The following is a 23,250-nucleotide window of genomic DNA, read 5'->3' on the forward strand; positions in this document are numbered from 1 at the left end:
ATTTTTTCTAAAAAGTACTAGAGCGGCTTCCATTCTCCCCTGATTGATGGGCTGCATGCATGTGAGCTTTCTCCACAGATATTGTATAAGTTTAATCTTCTCTCTCCAGGAATGCAAAGCAGATAGGTCTTTAGTAATCTACTTGGGATCCGAGGGTGGCAAATTCATGATGCTGTATTGTTATATGTGCGTGTTCTCTAATAGTTCTTGTAGAAAGATGCTAGTATGTGAGATGATAGCGTATAATTAAGGTGTTTCGTTTATGCCATAGCGGGAGATTTAAAAATCTCTGCGGCGTCTTTCGATGGTGAAAGATGTGGACAAATTACAGTGCTAGTGCTTCTCCTTTCCTTCTATGATGAACGTTTTATATTGCTAAAAGGACAATGATGTTATGATGCGATATCTTAAGGATGCCTCCCTGGCGGGGTCCAATCGACGTAAGGATGCCTGGAATCCTCTCCTTCTACTTGTGATTATCCTTTTACCTGTAAGTTCGTTATTGCGTTCTGGCGCACCAGCTTATGCGGCTACAGTGGCTGCGCCTGATGGGCCGGGAGCTCTCTCCTATTTTGATCTGGCTCGCAAGGATTGCCTGGGGACAGCCAGAAATACCACCTCTAAAGTCTGGTACACGATCGCTAACGGAGTGTTGAGCGATGTCTATTATCCAACTATAGACACGACCAATGTGAACACCTTGCAGTTTGTGGTCACCGATGGCAGTACCTTTACGGATCTGCAAACACGCGATATGACCTACACCGTCAAAGCTCTGAATAGTGCTGCGCTGGCCTGTGAAGTGACGTCTACGGCGAAGAGTGGTAAGTATCGCATCGTGACTGATTATCTCACCGATCCGGACCATAACGCTGTCGTGATGCAAGTACATTTTGAACCGCTCAAAGGAACCGCCCTCTCTGCATACAAATTTTACGTGCGTTATGATCCAACGATCAACGGCAATGGCGGAGGTGGAACCGGCAATGGTGGCGCTGATAATAGCACGATTGATACCTCTACAGGTCATCCGATCCCGATCTCTTATGATACACAAACGAAAACGAATGCTGCCAATCGTGATTATGCTGTACCAATCTATAGCGCTTTGGAGGCGTCTCAGCCCTTTAAGCAGGTATCCAGTGGCTTTGTCGGTACGAGTAGCGATGGCTTGCAGCAGTTAGACACGTCTCATACGTTGACTCCCCTTTATAGCGATGCCTCCAATGGAAATGTGGTGCAGACGGCGCAAACTGATCTTTCGCGTGGCTCAACGTTCACGCTTGCTCTTGGATTGGGTCAGACGCAGGCTACCGCACTACAAGCGGCACGAGGCTCGCTGTCGGGGAGCTTTGGGGCGATGCTTGCCAGATATACGGCTGGCTGGCTCAATTATGATGTACATTTAACGTTGCCGCATCAACTGGTTCCGGCGGGCAAGCTCTCAAACGTTGATGTTGCCAGACTGCTGCAAGAATATTATCAGAATGCCAACGTTGTGAAGGCGTCGGAGGATAAAACATTCCCCGGGGCGATTGTGGCCAGTCTGGCATCGCCATGGGGACAGGCGGTTTCGGCCGGAGATCCGAACAACACCTACTTTGGATCGTATCGCGAGGTCTTTGCTCGCGACCTCTATGAGACCTGGTCGGCTCTCTATGTCGATGGCGACAGGGCGACGGCTCGCGATGCGGTGAATTTCCTGTTTTATCGTCAGCAGCAAGCGGATGGCTCGATGCCGCGCAATAGCCTGTTGAATGGCAAGATTGCGCCTGACTCGTTCAATACGCAGCTTGACGAGGCCAGCTATCCGATCATCATGGCGTACCAGATGGGCATGACGGATAGTGATCTTTATCAGCACCATATCAAGGCTGCGGCCAACTTTGTGATCAGCCATGGACCCTCTTATGGTGTAGAGCGTTGGGAGGAGCAAGGTGGTTACTCTCCCTCGACGATCGCTGCGGAGATCGCTGGCCTGGTGGCGGCCGCCAGTATTGCCCAGAAGAACAATGATCAGCAGAGTGCACAACTCTGGCTGGGAGTCGCTGACGATTGGCAACGCTCGATCAAAAATTGGACGGTAACGACTACTGGTCCTCTCTCTACGAATCCATACTTTATTCGCCTCTCAAAGACCGGAGATCCGAACGCTGCCATCAGCTATAATCTGGGCAATGGTGGTCCTACGCTGGATCAGCGCTCTGTGATCGATGCCGGCTTCCTTGAGCTCGTACGTCTGGGAGAAATCTCGTCACAAGATCCCACCATTACAAACTCGCTTAGCGTTGTCGACAAAACCATCAAAGTGCAGACCGCCAGCGGCCCCGGATGGGATCGCTATAACGGTGACGGCTATGGCGATGGTGTGACCGATGGGCATCCCTGGGCTCCTAGCAATAAAGGAACCGGACATGTCTGGCCGGCTCTGACTGCTGAACGTGGTGAGTATCAATTGACTACAGGCGATCTCTCAACGGCTGTCTCGCTACTGTCAACGATGCAGAAGATGAGTGGAGGTGTTGGCTTGCTCCCTGAACAGGATTGGGATGTTGCCAATCTGGCAGCCTCTCCTTATGGGTCCGATCCGACGCTTGCTTCGATCGGTTTCCAGAATGGACAACCTGATGGCTCTGCTAATCCTTTGACCTGGTCGACTGCATCGTATGTGAGGCTTTTCAACGATATTCTCTCCAATCGGCTGCTTGAGCAGCCGGGTAATACGTATGATCGTTATGTGGCGCATAAAACCAGTACAACTCAATTGACGGTGACTTCTCCTCAGAATAACTCGGCCGTCAGTAGCTCATCGATTACCGTAACAGGGACAGCTACTCCCGGCGCTACTATCTATGTTGCGGCAACCAATACCGATCAGCAGAGTCAGACAAGTACTGTGACAGCCAAAGCGTCAGCGACCGGTTCTTTCAGCGTAACGGTACCGGTGAGGGGAGGCAATACGGTACTGAACACCGTCGCAGTCAGTCCCAGGGGGGCCACGGCCCATGATCAGCGTACGGTCTATTATGATTACACGCCGGGCACCTTGCTCTTTGAGACGACCGATGCAAACAATGATGACAACGGTCCCGGTACCTATGCCTATCCGACTGCATCAGATTTTCATGCCGGCGCTTATGACATCCAGGACTTCCGCATCTATGATGATGGTACCAATATCATCTTCAAGTTACAGACGCGTGATCTGACACCCACCTTTGGGAGTAATCTTGGTGCTCAAATGATCGATGTGTATGTCCATACTCCAAATGCCACAACCACATCGACCGCAGCATCGTTCCCGCAGCGTAACTATACCATCGCGCCAGGATCGGCCTGGAGCCAATTATTGGAGGTACAAGGCTTCGGACAGCGTTATGTCGATGCGCAGGGAAACACTCTGGGGATGATTGCGATCAGTGCCAACGCCATCTCGCGCTACATTACCTTCAGCGTACCAAAGGCTACACTCGGGACGCCGACATCAGGTTGGGGCTTTACCGTCACGCTAACTGGACAGGATGGCTTTAGCTCAGATCTCGCACGTGCTTTTACAGCCACACCGGGGGCCTACTCATTCGGTGTATGTCAGGCTGCCAGCAGCGATCCGCTCTGCTCAGCTGATCCCGCCACCGTTCCAAAGGTGATGGATCTTCTGACGCCTGGCGGCGTCAATCAAGCTGACGAACTTAATTATGCCCAGCATGCAGTTACTTTACAGGATGTAATCATACCCTGATCGCACAAATGTACTTTAACGTACAAGACGATCCACTCGCCCTCCAGAAGGAGTATCAGTGGGTCGTCTTGTACGTTGAGCGTTGTGGATGTGATGATTAGATGAGTTGGTTGCGTGATATTTTTTGCTGCTTTTGTTGTTGATAGATCATCACCACGTATATTATGTCATACACGAGAATCGCAACATAGAGGAATTGTAGCAAGATTGAATGCTGAGAAAGCGGATTGTAGAGATAAAATGCAAGTGATGCGCATGCGGTCCCGATCAGTTTACATAGAGCGATGCCCATCGATTGTCCGCGCAGAGCTTTGCGTCGATAGAGCATGGAGATAAAGGCCACCGACATCAGCAGGTTTTGTGCGAAGGCGGAATAGGCTCCCTGATCATGAAATGTAAGCTCTATGAAGAGGACGGCACAAAAGCTTGTGATCAGTGTGAGTGTGGCAAGCGTATAAAAAGTGCGCTTTGAGAGATCCGCGAATTCGTTGGGGCCGTAGCGGAGAAAAAAATACATGATGGCTGCATCAAGTGCGAACCACACGATATTGACGAACCGCTGTATGCCATCTGATGGTAGGACGAATGAGTAGATAAACTCCCAGGATATGTTGGCGCAGAGTGCAATGACTGGCATACCATATGTTTGATCGAGTATGCTACGTCGAATGATCAAAATATAGGTGATGGTCCAGAAGAGACCTGATCCAAGCATAATCAGAGTGAATGTCATAAAGCCCCCCATTTCGCAACATTGAATTGAAAGTGAACAGTTTGATCGTCCTCACTATACCCCATTTTAAGCTTTTACAGCCACCGACACTGACCGGTTTTCTGTAGGTACTGTGTTACGGTGCTGGTTAGGGGGAAGGGGCAACCGTTGGAGCCGATTTTGGTGTCGCAGTGGGCGATGGGTTCATATTGGTCGTGCCTGTTGCCTGTGGCGGCAAAATTCCTTGTGCATCGATTGTTGCCTGTGGCGTTGGCGTGGAGAGATGCGACAGCAGTTCCAATGTTGATGCGGTTTGTGAGCTTGCCGCAGATGCGCTATACGCCCATAAGCTAGCCACCATGATCAAGAGTACCAGGGAACGTATCAGTATAGTTGTAGGATGTTGCCGGATGCTTTGCCATTCAGATGTACTGTTAACTGCATGTCTGCCAGTTACTGACGTAGGGACTGGCGGTGCTGCTTGATGCTCCTCATTGTTCTGATCTGTGATTGCCTCATTGCGGATTGTCTCGAGGTAGGCCTCTTCTTCAAGAGCGAGTTCTTGCAACAGTGTCTCAAAGGAAGCTTTTACATCATCCTGGGCGGCAGGTGTAGGCATATCCTGCCGCGCTTCTGCTATCGTTGCGTGCTTTTTTACTTGTAATAAGGTATCTGGATTTTCCGGTAGAGCTTTTTGCGTATCAGATACAGGTGGCATCAGATCAAATTCTGTTTCGTTAAAGTGTGTCAACTCTTGCAGGAATTCGTCAAAAGTGTCTGGCAATTTCTGATTTTTAGAGATATGAGGAATCTCCTGAGGTTTCTGAGCTTCGAGGACAAGGGAAATCTCGCGTGGTTTTTGAGCCTCGGGGACAGGAGGAATCTCCTGAGTTTTTTGAGCCTCGGGGACAGGAGGAATCTCCTGAGTTTTCTGAGCCTCGGGGACAGGAGGAATCTCCTGAGTTTTTTGAGCCTCGGGAATAGGAGGAATCTCCTGAGGTTTCTGCACTTTGGGGTTGGCGAGAGGCGAGAAGCTAGCCTCTCTGTTGAGGTTTTTTAGCGTGGGAGGCATTACTTCTCGTATCTCTTCTGTATTGCTTGGGCGCTGCGCTGGAGGCGTCGTTTTTGGCTGTTTCACTTCTGTGGCATTTGGGCGCGCTGGAGGTGGAGAAGGTACCAGAGGGGATGTGCGACGTTTTGAGCGTGGCAATGGAGGTTCTGCTCCTGTTATCTCTGTCTGCGCCTGCTGAAGAGCTATCAAGAAAGCGGCGATGTCTGCATGGCGGTGCCTAGGATTTTTGGCAAGCCCTTGCAGCAGTGCTTGTTCGATAGCTGGTGAAAGGCTGGAGTCAAGTTGTCTGGGAGGTGTCGGCTCGGCGTGCTTTTGCTGTTCGGCCAATTTTTGTGGGTCCCGGAGCGTAAATGGCGGTTGACCCGTGAATAGTTCGTAGGCGACGCAGCAGAGGGCATACTGATCGCTTAACTTGCTCTGGATACCATCAAACTGTTCCGGAGCCAGATAGCGAAAGACGTCTCTGGCGTTTTCGCTGCTGGCTGTCCAGTTTGGAGGATTGGGAAAGCAATAAGGATCGGAGAGCAGTGCCCGTCCATGAGCATCAAAGAGAATATGCTCTGGTTGTACCTGCCCATGGATCAGATTGCGCGCGTGTAAATGAAAGAGTGCCTGCCCGATCTGGATGATGATCGCCATCGCTGGTCGGTATGGGAGTCGTTGTGGATATGCTCGATCTATTCGCACGCGCAGTGAACCGTTTGGCATGTATGCGTTGATAATGTATCCCTTTTTCCCCTCGACGCCTGCCTCAATGAGCGGGACAAGAGAGGGATGGCTCAATTGACTGAACCTATCCGCCTCCTGTAAGAATGCATCTCTCTCGGACGCTCTGGTAAGCGTCGGTTGATGAAATATTTTTAACATCACACTTTGCCCGGGTTGCTGGTCATGGGTAGCAAGATAGGTTGAAATGTTGGTGCGTTGCTCCAGTGTATTGGTAATTGTATAGTGCAGAAAGTGCTGCGACATGTTTTATCCTTTTAGCTTTAGTTTGCGGTTCCCCATTTGAGCGTCTCCCATGTGCTGACCCTGGTTGCCTGGCAATAGAGTGGAGTGTTGGCAGTCGAGAGCCAGCTACTAACATAGTCTCCGTTTGCTTTGGAGAGCAGTGCGATATTACCGTCGCTCAGGATAATCCATTTGAACTCCTCCCAATCATCAATCGTGGTCGACTCGGCTTGCAAGGGAGCGTTCGCTGTGTCTGCTCTGACACTGACATAGTCTCCATTTCCGACGGATTGTAAGGCGATATAGCCACCACCAGCATCAAGGACACGGAATTTCTCCCAGGTTTGTACCTGAGTGGCATTGGCAAACAATGGAGCGTTGGTATTGAGCGAGGCGTCAATGTAGTCTCCATTGGCCGTCGCTTTTAGCCAGACGGTTTGTCCTATCGGCACAGTCGGTATAGGTGTTGGTTTTGGTGTTGGCGTAGGTAGGACTATAGGTGCCGATGTTGGGACGGTGATCGGTATCGTCGGTCCGGTTGGTGTTGCGGTCGGAGCGGGTTTGGAGGTTGGTTTTGGCGTGGGCTTGGCGGTTGGTTTTGGTGTGGGCTTGGCAGTTGGCTGGGCCGTAGGGGTTGCTTCTACTGTTGGAACGGTGGTTGGTGTGCTGTTTATCTCCTCGGGCGACAAGATTCCTAAGGCGTCAACGGTTGCTTTCGGCGTTGGAGTAGGGAGGGTAGCCAGCAGCGTGAGCGCCGATGAGGTCGGCGTTATGGCGTCCAGGACAGTATATGTCAGCAGGCACCCGAACATTAGCAAGAGTACCAGAGACCAGATGACGATGGTTGAGATATTTTTTGTGGCGGCCTGCCATCCGGATGGCGTCACCACTGTTGTCCGCAATGGCGATGACGCAGATGCTGCGCTGGTATTGAGTACGACGGCCCCATTTGAGGCTGCTCCTGCTGTCGTGGTATCTGCCTCGTCTTGATCGTCATCCTCCGTGAGGCTGGAGTAAGAACTGGTAGCGAGCATTATTTCCTCTTCGCGAGCCATCTCTTGCAACATATCTTCGAAGGGATCAAAGGTGACATTCTTGGCGGCTGGTGGAGGTATTGAGGGTGTCACTGCACGCGTTTTTGTCCGATTATCCTGTGCTGTATCGTCCAAGAAGTCGTCGAAGTTATTGGAGAGGGCGTTCTGAGGAGCAGACGGGGACATAATTAAACCCGAGGTTGAGTTATCTTCAAGATCCATCTCTTCCATAAAGTCATTGAAGTTATCAGGGAGGGCGTTCTGACGAGGAGGTGCGGACATGATCAGATCGGATGCATCTTCTTCGAGCGCCAATTCCTCAAGGAAATTGTCAAAGTCGTCCTCTGGAATCCTCTCGGGTTTGTAAACCGGGGGAATACCTTCGGGTTTGGAGGCCGGAGAGATATTTTGGGGCCTGGATGCTGGTCGAGAGGTATGAGGCGCAGGCGCTTTTAGGCCAAAGCGAGATGAGAACATCGCGTCGTTGCCGGGATCTTCCGCCGCAAGATGGACTGTTTTGAGGGGATCTTCTGTTTCTCGCCCGGCAGAAGATGGTGTCTGCATGGGACCACTTGATTGGTCGAAAGATGATGGTTTTGAGGCTGAAGGCGATCTCTGGGCAAATGATTTGGGTATCCCTGTCGGCTGTGATGGACGATTTGAGATTGGTGGGTTGGAGTCCATGTTGTCAGGTCGCGATGCGGATATAGGTGCATTGGAGCCTGTGTGACCAGGTCGCGATGTTGGTATCGGAGGAATGAGGGATGATGTGCGGCGTTTTGAGCGCGGCAAAGGAAGATCGGGGCTGTTTATCGTGGCCTGTACCTGTTGCAGGGCTGCTAGAAATGTGGCAACATCTGCATGGCGTTGTGCCGGCTCCTTGGCGAGCCCTTTCAGGAGCGCCAGTTCAATCTCTGGAGAGAGAGTGGAGACAAGCTGCCTGGGTAATGTTGGTTCTTCATATCTTTGCTGCTCTTCTAACTTCGCGGGATCCCTGAGTGTAAAGGGCGGTCGACCTGCCAGCAATTCGTAAGCGACGCAGCAGAGAGCATACTGATCGCTCAACTCGCTCGGCCCATCGGAAAATTGTTCGGGGGCGATATAACGGAAATCATCGCTAGCATTTTCATTATTGGAGCCCCACGGTGGCGTATTGGTGGAGCAGTAGGGATCAGCTAATAAAGCACGTCCACCTGTATCGAAGAGGATATGCTCAGGTGTAATCTGTCCATGGATGAGATAGCGGGCGTGTAGGTAGGTCAGTGCTTGCCCGATCTGTGAGATAACGGTCATGGCTTGCTGGAACGGGAGCCGCTGTGGATACGCTCGATCTAAACGGATGCGTAACGAGCCGTTTGGCATGTAGGTACTGACAATATATGCCTGCTCCTCGTGGATGCCTGCTTCGAGGATCGCAACAAGGTGCGCATGACTGATATTCGTGAATTTTTCAGTCTCCTGCAAGAAGGTTTTCTGCTCGGATACGTTGCTAAAAGTTGGCTTATGAAAGATTTGTAAGACTACCGTGCGTGCTGGCCGCTCGTCGTGGATCGCTAGATAGGTAGCGCTGGCCGTACGTCGTTCCAACGTGCTCGTAATTGTATAGTGTAGAAAGTGTTGCGACATTCTGTTTTCCTTCGCTTATAAATACTGAGCGTGCCATTGTTTGCGAAACCTATTGTCATCTCCGTCTCGTCACAGGAACTAAAATAAATATAATTGCTTACGGATTTATCACCTACACGGTATGAATGTGCAATGGAATAGGTCGCGAATAATCTGCCTGATATATTGATGCGATAAATTTGGCTCGACACATCGTTGAAGATGTGTGTGTTTCGCAAATAGTTCTTGGGGAAAGAGCAATGCATGTTATGTTGGTAACATGCTCTTGCTCTTTCTTTTTTTATGTTGCTTGAACAGCCTTGCTGTCTCATTAATTAACAGTTCCCCAGGTAAAGGTTTCCCAGGTACTTATATTTGAAGCCACACCCTCCAGAGGCGAATTTTTGGTTGTGAGAGCAGCGCTGACATAATACCCTTCGCGGGCTTTCAGCGCGACCTTTCCACCTCCAAGATTGATCCAATTGAATATCTCCCAGCCATTCATCTCAGTGACGGTTGCCAGTAGCGGTGTATTTGTCTGGTCACCTTTGGCACTGACGTATTTCCCATTGACGACAGCCTGGAAGTCCACTGTGCCGTCTCCATTGTTGATGATTCTAAACTCCTCTTGTGTTTGAACCTGCGTGGCTGTGACTTGCAGCGGAGAACCTGACTGCTCAGTTGCGGCTCGTACATACATGTTATTGACAATAGAGCGTAACCAGATGATTTGTCCCCCCTTTGGCATTGTGGGCTGTGGCGTGGCCGTCGGCTTGGGCGGAGTCGTTGTCGCCGCCGGTTTGGGCGTAGCGGTTGGGACAATTGCTGCTCTGGTTGGCCTGGGCGTTGGTATGGCAATTGCTATAGATGGAGTAGTGGGCTTTGCTTTTTCAGTTGGTTTGGATGTTGGTTTGGGCGTTGGGTGGTTCTTGGTTGGAACTGAGACCGGATCTGAGGTCGCGGTTGGTATGACGAGTGCTATAGATCCGTCGTTGCCCTCGGTAGACAAGATTCCCAGCGTGTCAATCGTAGCCTTCGGCGTTGGGTAAGAGAGATTTGAAAGCAGCGTCAGGGTCGATGGCGTCGGTGTTGTCGCAGCCAGTGCACTATAGGTCCACAGACTGCCAAGCATTACGAGGAGTATCAGGGACCACATCACGATGGCCAGCTCGCGTTTTTGTGGGGCTTGACGCGCCAGAATGGCAGGCTGTGCCGCGATGGGTTTCTCCTGGACCTGTTTTGCAGATAAGAGTGTGAATAGTGATGTGGTACCGGATACTTTATGGTCTGATTGTATGAGTAATGTGTCTTTGTCGTCTCCATCAGGTTGAGAGACAGCTTCTGGCGTAGAGATATCAGGTTGAGCGACAGCTTCCAACGCTGTTGTAGGAAGATCAGCAACATGCGTCTGGTTATCCAGTTGCTGTTGTTCCAGAGCTGGCGTTGGTCTGGTATGTATATCCGCTACAATCAGCTCCTCTTCGAGTGCCATTGTTTGTAGGAGCTCATCGAGAGAGCTATTTTCTGGTTCTTTGTCAAAAATTTCAACCATATCATCTTGATCTGTAGCGAAAATTTCAACGGTATCGTCCTGTTCCAGTCTGATCGGGTTGAATAGAGCAAAATCGTCTAAAGCATCAGGAGTCGCTAACGCAGGAGGAAGTGCTTCCTCCTCTTCTAATCCTCTTTCTGAAGTAGTGATATGCTCCTCGATCTTAAATAGAGGCGCTTCATTCGGCGTCACAGTGGGCAAAGGTTCGTCAGCAAAAATAGCCTCTTGCGCAGGCTTCTCGTTGATGGCCATTGCTGGCAATGGCTGATCATCAAGGATAGGTGCTGCTTGTGAAGGTTCGTCGTGTAAAATTGGTGCCGTAGGGAGCGATGCGGCCCTGATATTTTCGCGCAGCGATGATGGTGGTTGTGCAGCTTCAACCCTGGGTATCTTTGTATTAAAAAGTGGGGCGAAAAGGGCATTGATGCCAAGCTCTGGGATACCAGGACCGATGGCCTCTTCTTCCTCCTCTTTTGCCTCGTCCAGGGGTGGATTTTCTGCTGGTAAAAGATTGTCCGGTAGCTCTACCGGCGCACTTGCTTGTGCGGCCTGTATTGGCTGGGTAGATGATTGCGGTGCGATTATAGGTGGCATCGCTGGTGTGGGGACTGCTTGCTCCGGCTGAGTGCTGCCAGGACGTGATGGAGGGCCTGGTGGCGTTAAGGATGTTGTTCTGCGCTTTGAGCGTGGCAAGGGAAGGTCAGCTCCGGTTAGCGTTGGTTGTACCTGCTGGAGTGCCATCAGAAAGGTAGAGATATCTGCATGACGATTGGCTGGATCCTTGGCCAGACCTCTTAAAAGCGCGTGCTCAATGGTTGGCGAGAGATATGACATAATCTTACGCGGAGGTGTGGGTTCTGCGTACTTATGCTGTTCTTCCAGTTGTTGAGGATCTCGAAGTGTAAATGGTGGGCGCCCTGCGAGTAGTTCATAGGCAATGCAGGAGAGTGCGTATTGGTCGCTCAATGCGCTCTGCTCATTACCAAATTGCTCTGGGGCTAGATAGCGAAATGTATCGCTTATATGTTCGTTGTCGGCATCCCACGGAGCCAGTCTTGTGGCGCTGGTGAGATCAGATAGAAGTGCTTGTCCACTGGCGTCGAAGAGAATATGTTCAGGAGTAACCTGCCCATGTGTGAGCCGGTGGGCGTGCAGAGAGGATAGCCCTTGTCCGATCTGTGTGATGATCGCGAAGGCTTGTTGAGGAGGAAGTCGCTGTGGATAGTTTCTATCCAGACGAATACGCAACGAGCCATTTGGTAGGTAGGCGCTAACAACGTAGGCCTGTTCCTCATGGATACCTGCTTCAAGCATTGGGACAAGGTGTGGGTGGGTGAGTTGGATGAGCTTTTCTGCCTGCTCCATGAATGTTTTCTGCTCAGATGCGCTGCTAAAGGTCGGTTTGTGAAATATTTTTAAGACGACAGTACGAGCCGGCTGCTCGTCCTGGATGGCCAGATACGTTGTGCCAGTTGTACGTCGTTCCAACGTGCTTGTAAGTGTATAGTGCAGAAAATGCTGCGACATTCTGATTTCCTTCATTTGATGAGTACTGAGCTACAAATTATTGTCTGTTATTCACATGTATCAATTGTTATAGCAGCCATGTATGAGTATCAGGATAAATATAATTGCATATTAATTAGGATCTATGGATTGCTTCAAATAGTGATTGGGCTGCTCTTTTGTTACGATAGGTTTATGCCTGGATGCGAAAATTTTTATTTGATCATGAGCTGTATTGAACTTGCTTGCTCAGGTCTCTGACTTCCCTGATAGTAAGGTAAGGAGGCTGATATTTCAGCCTCCTCTTGTGCTGTTTTCTCCTTAAGCTGTATAGACGTTGAGCACACAGGTGGTCGTGGTAGCTGTGCCGAAATCGTTGGCCATGATACCTACGCTACCGGAGCTCGAGCTGCTGTCCTGTAAGTTGATAATCATGGTTGAGTTGACCCAGACAGTGATCTGGCTTCCTTTGGCTATGATAGTGACATGGTTAGAAACACTATTGCCTTGTTTGATGGCTGAAGTGGAGCCACTTGCCAATGCCTTTGCCGGTGTTACCAGATCGTAAGTACCATTGGTGCTAATGCGCAGGCGGTAGGAACTTGTGCCATTGTTGCGGAAAACGATGCCTCCTCCATTGCCCTGAGTGACGATATCCGCCTCAATTCTGGTATTGGTAACAGTTAAATTTGGAATAAATGCCATCACTGTGACATTTGTTGTCGTCGATTGCGTCGAGACAGTATTTGAATAGATAAGAGACGGCTTTGGTGTAGGCTTTGGCGTAGGCTTTGGCGTAGGCTTTGGCGTAGGCGTCGGTATAATAACCGGTGGAACGTATACCGGTACGGCTGTAGCTGTCGCTGTGGGCGTAGGCTTGGGCTTCGGTGTGGCCTTTTTGGTTGGCTTTGCTGTAGGCTTGGGCTTCGGTGTGGCAGTGGCAGTGGGTATGGCCGTAGGCTTGCTGGTCGCAGTGGCTGTAGGCAAAAATCCCAACTGATCGAGCACCGCCTTGGGTGTAGGAGTGGTATCCGTAGCGAATAGTGCAAGCGAAGATGATTGTGGGGTTGTGGCTGCCAATGCATTATAGGTCATCAGGCTGCCGATCATAATCAAGAGCAGCACTGCCCATAGCACTGTCCTCTGTGAGACAAAATCTCCATTGCGCAGGCTATCCAGCGATGTGACGAAAAAGTTTGACGAAGATTGTGCGCCGCTACGCTTCACCACAGGCGTAGGTGGTGTTTGTCCCAGTGGCACAGTTGAGGCAAGAGGGATGGCAGCGGCAGCTGCTCCAACGGCAACCAGTTCTTCTGGCTCGTATGGTGCTGGCTGTACATCATCCTCCTCAGGATAGACGAATTGTACTGTGGCTTCTTCATCTTCCTCATCCTCGGGGTATGTAGACATCGGTGGTATCGCACCTGCATGATATGGTTCTGATGAACCGGGATAGGCATTTTTCCCCAACATCAGTAGCTCATCTTCTATTGCCATCTCTTGCAGAAGTTCATCCAACGACCCAACTGCATTGGCTCGAATGGTGGCTGCTGGCATCTCGAGAATATCGTCCGGTTTCTGCTTCTCGCTGAGATGAGACGTTGGCATCTCGAGAATATCGTCCAGTTTCTGCTTCTCGCTGAGATGAGACGTTGGCATCTCGAAAAGATCATCGTCTTGCTCCTGCTTCTCGTCGAAATGAGATGTAGGCATTGCGAAGAGATCGTCAAGATACTGGTCCTCATCCTCGTCATGAACCGTAGGTGGCGTTGGCAGATCATCCATCTCGTCGAGATGATCTTGCGCTTGAAGATGGGATGTGGCGATCTCAAAGAGATCATCGGGATATTGATCCTCTTCTGGAGTAGGAGGCAGGGGTGTAATTGGCTCTTTCGGTGGCGTTTTTATACCGAATAGGGATGCGAAGATGCTATCTTTATTGTTCTCAAAGGCATCGATTGTCTCCTCTATCTCACTGCTGGGCGTCTGAGGCTGCGTGGCGCTTGTCGACAGTTCGGCAGGCTTTTTAGCTGGCATCGGCGGCGGGGTAGGGATGGATGGCGCGATGGGGATAGAAGGAGTTAAGGATTGGCTTCTGCGCTTCGAACGCGGCAAAGGAAGGTCGGGAGCCGTCGAAGTCTTGCTGGCCTGTAATGCCGCTAAAAATGTGATGATGTCGGCATGACGTTGTGATGGCTCTTTAGAAAGTCCTTTCAGGATGGCTTGCTCGATCGTGAGCGATAGATCAGGGAGCGTACTACTGAACGAGCCCGGTATGATATATTTTTGCTGCTCTTCTAATGCTTGTGGATCTCTGAGCGTGAACGGTGGTCGTCCTGTCAAGAGCTCATAGGCTACGCAGCAGAGCGCATATTGATCGCTCAATGCAGTGCTTTCACCCTCAAATTGTTCTGGTGCCAGATAGCGATACGCATCGCTGGCGTTTTCGTTGTCTATGCCCCAGGGTGCGGGACGGGTAGAGCAGTAGGGATCGGACAGGAGTGCGCGTCCATTGGTATCAAAGAGAATATGTTCAGGTTTAATCTGTCCATGAACCAGGTAGCGAGCATGGAGGTAGGCGAGCCCTTGTCCGATCTGTGAGATAATAGTTAAGGCTTGCTGGAGCGGAAGTCGCTGTGGATAACTCCGATCCAGACGCACACGTAGCGAGCCATTGGGCATATATTCACTGACGATATATGCTTGTTCCTCTTCGACTCCTGCCTCAATCATAGGCACGATATGTGAATTGCTGAGAAGGCTGAATTTTTCAGCCTCAAGCACGAACTTTTGTTGCTCGGATTCATCCTTGAAGCTGGATTCTTGAAAGATTTTTAAGGCGACGGTACGTGCTGGTCCAAGGTCGCGAACAGCTAGATAGGTTGTACTGGCTGCGCGTTTTTCCAGCGTACTTGTAATCGTGTAGTGCAGAAAATGCTGTGACATCCTTTTCTCCTCTGTACCTTTTTCCTCGTTGACTATGCCTGCTGGTTTTCACGCCAGTCAGAAACCTGCCAACCAACACCTTGTATCGTGGCATCTGGCTTGGTTTTTTTGAGTCGCACTGTCATGGAGGCATATGTGATTTGTTTGACGCCCTTTGTATATGTGGTCAGTTGATACTGCACATTGAATGTAAGAAAGAGCTCATTGTTTTGATAGGTGTATGTTTCTAATGTCGGTGTCGTGGCCGATGCCATTTGGACAACGGCATTTGTGACGACCTGTTGCTTCCAGTTTTCGGTTGTGCGTGGATCTGGTTTTCTCTGCCCATATCCTTCGGCAAAGAGCTTTTTTCCGTCGGCTGAAAGCATAGGCAGGGCAGCTGTGATGCTTTCCAGTTGCTGATAGTTGTACGTTTCGTACGTATCGGCGAATGCTGTCGCGCAGCCCTGGGCACGGGTATAATCCTGAAGCGTATTGTTTGTCTGTTTCCAAACCGTTGTCAGCGTATCGGGCAACGCAACTGACGTTGGTGTTGGCGAGGCTGCTATGGTTGGCGTGGACTGCGGTGTTGGTGTTTTTGTTGGTGTTTTTGTTGGTGTCGGCTTTGACGCAACAGGGGTGGCTGTAGCAGTAGGTGTTGGTATTACCGGCGTTGGCAATGCTGCAGCCTGGGCAAGTATGCTAGAGGTACATTGCCCATCTTTGTATGTAATTGTGACGGTTTTAGTCGGTTGTAGTTTGCTTGAAACAAGAAAATGCTGGGCAATAGGAAATGATCCCAGGCAGCCGATAATGATAATGAGTGGGATAAGTAAGAACCGTCTATTTGTATCTTGTGTCATAATAATGTATTTTCCTAAAATTGTGATGTGTCGTTTGTTTCATCTATTGGAAGTGTATAATTTTCTGTTGCCTGACGCCACCGATCAGCGAGCGTTGCCATCAAGTTGACCATGCTGGAAAATTGCATAATCACTTCATTGATCTGATAGACGGTCTGCGCAAAGCTGTCATGATTGATTGTCGTTTGCTCTGCCAGGCCGGTAATTTCATGCGCTCGTTCCAATAGATTCGTCAACAGCGGGCCTGAATCGAACTGTTCCTCGGTGGTTTTGGATATTGCCAGTGGCTCGTTCAAGACGAGTGGAAACAGATCCATTTCGGCGGCTGGATTAGAAGATCTGACATCTATATGATTGCTATAAGTGTTGGCTATCTGCTGTTTGTGTTGCAGCGATGTCCAGCTCGCTTGAAAGATTTCAAGATCGGTAGAGAGCGTCTGCTCCAGGCGCTGCGCCAGAATGACGAGACTTTCCAATGCCTGGATGGTCGTGCTATCTTGCTCGACAAGCTTTTCTGTCGACCGTGTGATTTCGACCGATTGCGTCATGAGCTGGTGCGCTATCTGGATGATATGCTTGGACATATCTTGCGCCCATATAATTAATTGCGCTGTATCTTCAACCAACTCGGTACAGATAGTGGTGATCTCTTCTAATCTTCCAGGCATAGGGATTTTTGCAATCCGTAAATCACCATCAGCTACAGGTTGAATCGTTTTCGTAAATTGCTCGATCTGGGCATTGAGCGTCGCAAGTTCTTTTTTATTCGCGTTGGCTTCTTTTTGGCTTTTGATATTCTTTTCTAGCAGTGTGTTGATGATAGCAGTAAGATTGATGACTTCTTTATTGTCTTGCGCGACGTGAATAGGCTCTGCTTTTTTCCCTTCTATGATCGCCTGACAGGTGGAAGAAATCTGAGCGATAAGATCTTTCTGGTCTTTTTGTTGATCCTCAATATAGGTCCGTACTATGGATAGGATAAGTACTGCTGTAATGATACATGTGAGAAGCGGAATAAAAATTTCTAACCAGGATGCAACAACGCTCATACAAAACATACTGACGAGTAAAGTTAAGAATATTAGGGCCGCTGGTAAAAAATAAGGTAAGCGACGCATGGAACTAAGAATGTGTATATTTTTTCCCTGGGATATAGGACTGGAATCCATAGATAATTATCTCCTCATATGCGCATGGGAAGGTGAGGCTTCGATTTTGATGCTTTTAATAGAGCGATGATGTCTCATAGGAGGTGGTATCTCGTCTATTGGGAGCACCAGATTGTTTACGTGCTGGATGCGCCTTTGGCGTCTGCGCATCTGGTTGTTGATCATTCGTTTGCTCGCGCCGCGCTGCATTGAGCGCTGTCGCTTTATCGATACGCTGCCTGGGAATCTGATCAGTTTGCTGCCTCATCGGCGTCGGCGTACGCGTTGTGGCGACGGGAGGCGGAGACGTGTTTAACCAGGCATCAGCTTCCTGATCTTCAGGAGTAGATGGGGCATCGTCTTCGAGCATAATCTGAGCTTCATCTTTGGCAGTAAGGTAGGACATCGAGAGTGCATAATTGACGTCAGCGACCTCTGGCAAACTCTGCTTTTGCAGCATCAGAGCCTCAAGCATAGATGTATAGGATGGCAGCTTATGCTCTTGTAACGCCTGCTGGTAGGCCGTGATAAAATCCTGTGCCGTCTGAAAGCGGTACTGAGGAAGCGGGTGTATGGCGCGATTGATCACAATCTCCAGTTGCGTTGGAAGATCTGGGATCAGCTCGCGTATGGCCAATGGTACCTCAAAAAGATGCTTTCTGGCGGTAGTGAGATAGTTGTCGCCGCTATAGGGTGTTCGACCGCTTAAGAGCTCAAAAAGAAGCACTCCCAGGCTATAAATATCGGAGCGCTGATCGGCTTGATCGCCCTTTACTACTTCGGGGGCCAGATATTCTGGCTCACCAAGGTAGTTGCCATCCAGTGCCTGTAGGTGCGCGATGGGTTGCGGCGATGGATGTATATTCTGCATGCCGACCATTTGCGCTAGCCGTAGGCTCGTGATTTGTGGCACCTGCTCGTGTGTGATGAGAATCTGAGCAGGGTTGAGAAATTGATGGATCAGGCCGTGATGATGAAGCGTATCGATGGCATCGGCGAGCGGCACAAGTAACTCCAGTGCCTCCTGTGGGCTCCAGGGATCTCTCCTTTTCATGCGCATCGCCAATGTCTCTCCGGGAATAGAAGGCGTGAGCAGATAAGCGCTATCATCCAGCTCTCCGTAACCAAAGAGAGGGAAAAGCGCTTTATGACGGAGCAGAATCATACGTTGAGCTTCATCGATAAAATTGCTCATGAAACGGGCCTTCTCCTGAGCTGAAAACGTATCGGGAAGATGGAAAAGCCGGATAGTAATCTCTGGTGGAAGCCAGAGCTCTTCCGTTTGAGCATGATAGACGAGCGTAGCCATTTCATAGCCAAGAAATTCTGTTAAGCTGTAGCCACGAATCATCAAACCCTTTTGTAAATCAATTGCTTTGTCTATCAAGGCCGATATTGTCCTTTCTCTTGCCTGGGCCTGCTTTTGCCAGAAGTCCCCTCCCTATAGTATAAAACGAGCCCTGGTAATCTGATAGAGGAAGGTAGGGACAAAATGCACACTTTTCTTTTAGAATTTACCTCCTCTTTTCACAGAAAAGCCCTGGCTTACTCCCTATTGGAGTGCTTGGCTACTCCATTGTAATGAAACTTTTCTCTATGAATCATAGACACTAGTTTTTAAAAGTATTTTTGTAGCAAGCAGTATATGTATAGCAGTTTTTTTTACCTGGAGAAATTGTATAACGATTGAGTCTATTTAAACAACCTTTCTAATCATATGGGCTAGGAATAAATTCCGTCTCCGCGATGGTATATTTGAAATAACTGTTTAAATACTGTAACATATGTTTACCGAAAGGTGCAGCTATTAATTATGAATTTTTGTGGATTGTAGAGAGTCGACGGTTCATGGCTATCTTTTCTGAAAAAAATGCCGTTGATTCATGAAGAATTTCTCTATACAATATTTGTGTGGAGATGAAATGCATGTATGAGAAAGTGGTTTTTGTGCTAGAAGGAGCTTTAACTCTGGAAGGATCTCATCGCTTATGAATAGTTTGGCAACGTCGTTTGTCTCTGCCGTTGATATTGATGATATTCGATTGATTCCTCAGCGCCGCATGATACGTATCCAGAACCGATTGATCGAACTCACGCGGACCGAATATCAGTTTTTTTCACCTTTGTTGGCTGGGACCCCTGTCACTTATACTGATCTGGCTATGGATGTCTACCGGTGCGATGTAGATGCAAAAGTGCGCTTGATGATGGATAAACATGTTGACCGGATACGTGGGAAACTGCGTGGGTCAGGTATCTATATCTATTGCATCCTGGGCTATGGATATGTCCTACTGCCAGTAGCTATTCCTGATATTTAATGGTGCCACGCAATGTGCCTTGGGGCCAATCAGCAGGGTTTTTCATCGGTGAAAAACATTGATCGCCGCAGCTCAATTTTTCTTTCTTATCATCCCTTGCAATTTTCTATCAATGTTGCCTATGGGACGGCCTTGTCTCGGTATTTGTGGTAGTGTAAAATGGACCTCATTATATAAATATATCTGCATGCGTTGGCAAAAGAGAGGTATTTATGAAACTTTCACTTTCTATCTGGGCTCCAATCGGCAGGGAGGCATGGTTGGCTGGACGATCTGCGATTGAGCATGGCGACTTTGTCTTTACCTATACCCCTGATGGTAGTGTCTTTTCTGACTTGAAAGCGTATGCCTATCCCCTGGCCGAAAGTGCTGTACGGCGCTTGCAAGTAGAGCATGCCTTGACTCCTGCTCTGCGCGTGCAAGTTACTATGATGTATGTGCATGTCTTTGTCCATGGAGCACTTGATCAGTTTCTCTCTGGCCGACGCTCTGAGGAGTAATCAGCGTTACTCAGGAGATCAAAATCTGATTGATGGTCTGAATAAATGCGAGGTAGTTTTCGGCGCAGGTAGCCATGTTAAAGTGCGTTCGTGCGGATAACGAACACGCAGAACGATCGATAGTTGCTACCTGCTCTATCGCTTTAGCCAGACCTGCGATATCATCGGGTGGCACAATGGCTCCATTGAGGCCATCGGTGATCAACTCCGAGGCGGAGCCACGATTATACATCACGACAGGTGTCCCCACCGCCATTGATTCGATAATCACGTTGCCAAATGGCTCATCCCACTTGATTGGAAAGATCAGCGCCTGCGCCTGCGAGATGGCTTGAAAGAGGGTTTGCTGGGTGACCAGGCCATGATAGATGACATTGGGATGCTTTTTCAAAAGTGGTTGAATCGATGTCTCAAAATAGCTGTAGTTATAAGGCTGTGGCTCCCCATAAATGGCTAACCGCTTCCCTAATAGTGAGGCAACCGCAATCGCATCCTCTAATCCCTTATCTGGATCAATGCGTCCTACGAAGGCGAGTGTGTCATTGTGGGTTGGGCTGAAGGGGAGTGTTTCTACGTCGATGCCGTTGGCAATGACGGTGCTGACTGGATAATACGGTTGCCAGAGCCGAGCCTGCTGCTGAGAAATGGCGACAATTGGCAGTACTATGTTGCGGCTTTTACAAAAACTCAGGGCATGGGTCATATTTGGGAGCATCGGTGGCAGATGCAGCGTATGCATGATGGGCATCTCAATCAGGTGCGAGAGAAAAAATGGAATGGCCGAGAATGAGTGATTGTGTAAGATGTCGATCGATGGATCAGTACGTGCATCTTCAATTGCCAGATGCATGATAGCATCTTCATACGCACGAATGACCAGTATATCATCGCCAGCCATCTCTCTGGAGGCGTGGGGGTAGGAGAGCGCATCTTTAGGAACCGCAAAAGTACGGATCTCGACTCCGGGAATATATGACCCCTCGCAGGCATAGCAGACTACTTCGACCCCTTTTTGCAAGAGGGCTCGGGAGAAATGGAAAATAAATGCTTCGGTTCCTCCTGCAAAAGGTTCCGCAATAGGATGGATGAAGGGGGAGAGAAGTGCGATTTTCAAAATAAATAGCTCCTGATAACTGGAGGGCTCCTTAACATGTGCGTTTCTATTTTTAGACGTAAAAGTGATACAACTATCGATTATGCGTTGTTCTTATCGTACTTACGAGTGAACAATTGTGAAATAGCTTCTATTCCATAAGCCAGAAAGGTCTATGGAGCCCTCGATCTGATCTTTTTAGATGATTAACGGAACAATACTGGCACAGACCTTGTTCACAATGGTCTGCGCAGCCAGCAACGTTGGTTGATTTTGTGTGTAAACAGAGAGAATATAGGTCTCTTTTTTGAATGTCACGATGCCAGAGGTGTTCATGACCCAGAGATTATTTGGACCAACCACCCAACCATTCTTCATCGCTACATACGCTGAACCAGGTGCAGTATCGCCAATGCCTATTCTTTGATCGGCTTCAACGTGCTGCATCAGATTAAGCGCAAGTTGGCGATGATCGGTGCTCAAGATTGATCCGGCATGCAGCCTGGTGAGGAGGCTGACCATCGCTTGTGGATTGATCAGGCTATATCCCCAGGCTGAGGCGTCCGGTTGGATACTACTTACTCCGATGCGCTGCATAAATGCTGAGATGCCTTTGGCGCTTCCGATCTTATTATAGTAGAGGATCGAAGCAGCGTCATTATTAGAATTCTCAATCATCGTTGTGAGCAACGTCAATTCATTACTACTGATAGTACGTCGCTGTCGCTCAATCATATCAAGAAAAGTTAACATGATTGGCACTTTGATAGAACTGGCAGCAATAAGCAGGTTACTACTTTGATAGTTATAGTAGCGCTGCCGGGTAACATCATAGAGAAGTGTACTCACATTATCGCCTTGCTGTGCCAGATAGCGTGCAAGCGCTGGCGAAAGCACGTCAAATGATGACCAGGCGGCCTGATGATAGTGCGGAAAGATACTCATTGTGTCTGCTAACACCCAACCGTTTCTTCGGCCTCTGGGCAAGGCCCATTGGACTTGATACCAGAGTCGACTTCTTGCCCAGAGAGTTGCCCCGAGCAGTGTCAGCGCAAAATTCCTCCCAACATGTGCCAGCGGTCTACGTGCAGCCGGGGTAGCGAAGAGCATCGTTGAGAGGGACGTCCAGATGGTGGGTTGGATGGAAGTTGCTATCGTCGGCGGCCCCATGATCCATAGATAGTCTGGGCCGGTGGCGAGCCGCTGAATGATTGGCCGATGTGCCCGCCTGGAGCTATCCTGGTCAAGTAGTAGCACTCCCCGGGCAAAAACTTGTAGTTGCATGTGATGAATGACTTTTTTTTGCCAGAGTGTAAATGTGAGAGCCTCCGTTAATGGAGCGCCGAAATTTATTTGCCAGCCATCGGGTGCGTTGTACTTGTTGAGCATATAATGCCAGAATGCTGACGTAATAACATGTCCTACTGCTCTGCCGCCTCTCGTGCCTCCCTGAATAAAAATGCCTGCTTGAAGCGTCGGGTTGCTTTCTGGGGAGGGAGCTGATCTCATCAGTTCAGGAGCTGTTGCTTTGCGCAGATCAACGTAAGTGAGATTACTTCTCAGCCCTCCAATGGGAATCTGTGCGCCAGCAATAAGTAATGCCTGGATAAGCGGTAAATTAATAATCTTGGTGTGTGTATCTTTTGAGCCATGATCGACTAATGCGAATGTGATATCCTGTGGCGTTGGTAGCAGTAATGGTTGAGTTGGTCTCAGGAGTAAGGCGCTGAATTGAAAAAATTGTAGCCAGCCCTGTCTGGTGGGAATGGCGCTGGTGATGGCTCTTCCCAGGCAGTTCTCTGCTCCGTGGAGCTGATAATAGTGGCTAAAGAAAGGCGCAATCTGTATCCTTTTTGTGCTTGAAGGCGCAAAGGGCTGTGTCGGCCTCATTGTCTGTGTATCTGTGCTCCATTGCCTGGCTTCATTGGTAATCAGCGTGGCGAGGGCTCGCTGTGGAGCTGTATGGTGAGCACGCAGGATGATGAAGAGTGTGGCGCTCCCGATAAGCCCAAGATGAATAATGATGATGATTGATACGATATTGGTCAATCGCTGTTTAGGAAGCAAACGCTTTAGTATCTGCCTCCTCATACTGGATATATGCTGCATTACTGCATTGCCCTCCACGCCCACCTTGCTTTCTCGTGTTTCTAGCGCTACCGTAGCTATTTTTCTTTTTCACATGAGGGATAGTTCGTCTGTATTTATATATCGAATGATATCGATTTA

General features: G+C 49.2%; 13 protein-coding genes. 3 read left to right on the forward strand and 10 right to left on the reverse strand.

The annotated features are described in order from the left end of the window. Positions 1-394 precede the first annotated feature (394 nt). Entirely contained in the window at positions 395-3,739 is a 3,345-nt protein-coding gene (locus AC27N8_RS11040) for a glucodextranase DOMON-like domain-containing protein (RefSeq protein ID WP_487066865.1), read from the forward strand. 97 nt (positions 3,740-3,836) lie between these two features. On the opposite strand, the gene AC27N8_RS11045 is transcribed toward AC27N8_RS11040, so the two are convergent. From AC27N8_RS11045 to AC27N8_RS11080, 8 genes are all read right to left on the reverse strand, one after another. Beyond that, positions 3,837-4,472 carry a transmembrane-type terpene cyclase gene (locus AC27N8_RS11045; RefSeq protein WP_487066867.1) on the reverse strand — a complete coding sequence of 212 codons (636 nt, stop codon included), beginning with the start codon at positions 4,470-4,472 and terminating at the stop codon, positions 3,837-3,839. Between the two features lie 127 nt (positions 4,473-4,599). Next, entirely contained in the window at positions 4,600-6,495 is a 1,896-nt protein-coding gene (locus AC27N8_RS11050; RefSeq protein WP_487066869.1) for a serine/threonine protein kinase, read from the reverse strand. A 17-nt stretch (positions 6,496-6,512) separates the two neighbouring features. Beyond that, positions 6,513-9,134: a protein kinase domain-containing protein gene (locus AC27N8_RS11055; protein WP_487066871.1), complete on the reverse strand. Its 2,622-nt coding sequence runs from the start codon at positions 9,132-9,134 to the stop codon at positions 6,513-6,515. Positions 9,135-9,444: 310 nt separating this feature from the next. Further along, entirely contained in the window at positions 9,445-12,192 is a 2,748-nt protein-coding gene (locus tag AC27N8_RS11060) for a protein kinase domain-containing protein (protein ID WP_487066873.1), read from the reverse strand. A gap of 300 nt (positions 12,193-12,492) precedes the next feature. Next, positions 12,493-15,117 (reverse strand): protein kinase domain-containing protein, encoded by a 2,625-nt coding sequence (locus tag AC27N8_RS11065; protein WP_487066875.1) that lies wholly within the window; start codon positions 15,115-15,117, stop codon positions 12,493-12,495. A 32-nt stretch (positions 15,118-15,149) separates the two neighbouring features. Further along, positions 15,150-15,959, reverse strand: coding sequence for a hypothetical protein (locus tag AC27N8_RS11070; protein ID WP_487066877.1), 810 nt, complete (start codon positions 15,957-15,959; stop codon positions 15,150-15,152). Between the two features lie 14 nt (positions 15,960-15,973). Beyond that, positions 15,974-17,128 carry a hypothetical protein gene (locus AC27N8_RS11075; RefSeq protein ID WP_487066879.1) on the reverse strand — a complete coding sequence of 385 codons (1,155 nt, stop codon included), beginning with the start codon at positions 17,126-17,128 and terminating at the stop codon, positions 15,974-15,976. A 55-nt stretch (positions 17,129-17,183) separates the two neighbouring features. Continuing rightward, the gene (locus tag AC27N8_RS11080) at positions 17,184-18,494 is read right to left on the reverse strand and encodes a serine/threonine-protein kinase (RefSeq protein WP_487066881.1); all 1,311 of its coding nucleotides are present in this window, start codon (positions 18,492-18,494) and stop codon (positions 17,184-17,186) included. A gap of 601 nt (positions 18,495-19,095) precedes the next feature. Between AC27N8_RS11080 and AC27N8_RS11085 the strand changes: the two genes are divergently transcribed. After that, positions 19,096-19,428, forward strand: coding sequence for a hypothetical protein (locus AC27N8_RS11085; RefSeq protein WP_487066883.1), 333 nt, complete (start codon positions 19,096-19,098; stop codon positions 19,426-19,428). Between the two features lie 212 nt (positions 19,429-19,640). Further along, positions 19,641-19,928 (forward strand): hypothetical protein, encoded by a 288-nt coding sequence (locus tag AC27N8_RS11090; protein WP_487066885.1) that lies wholly within the window; start codon positions 19,641-19,643, stop codon positions 19,926-19,928. Positions 19,929-19,938: 10 nt separating this feature from the next. Here AC27N8_RS11090 and AC27N8_RS11095 read toward each other — a convergent pair whose 3' ends face one another. Beyond that, positions 19,939-21,042, reverse strand: a complete 1,104-nt coding sequence (locus tag AC27N8_RS11095) for a glycosyltransferase family 4 protein (RefSeq protein ID WP_487066887.1) — start codon at positions 21,040-21,042, stop codon at positions 19,939-19,941. Between the two features lie 177 nt (positions 21,043-21,219). Continuing rightward, complete coding sequence (locus AC27N8_RS11100) at positions 21,220-23,130, reverse strand: serine hydrolase (protein ID WP_487066889.1); 1,911 nt, start codon at positions 23,128-23,130, stop codon at positions 21,220-21,222. Between the last annotated feature and the right edge of the window lie 120 nt (positions 23,131-23,250).

This window comes from Dictyobacter sp. Z7_2 (assembly GCF_057551105.1).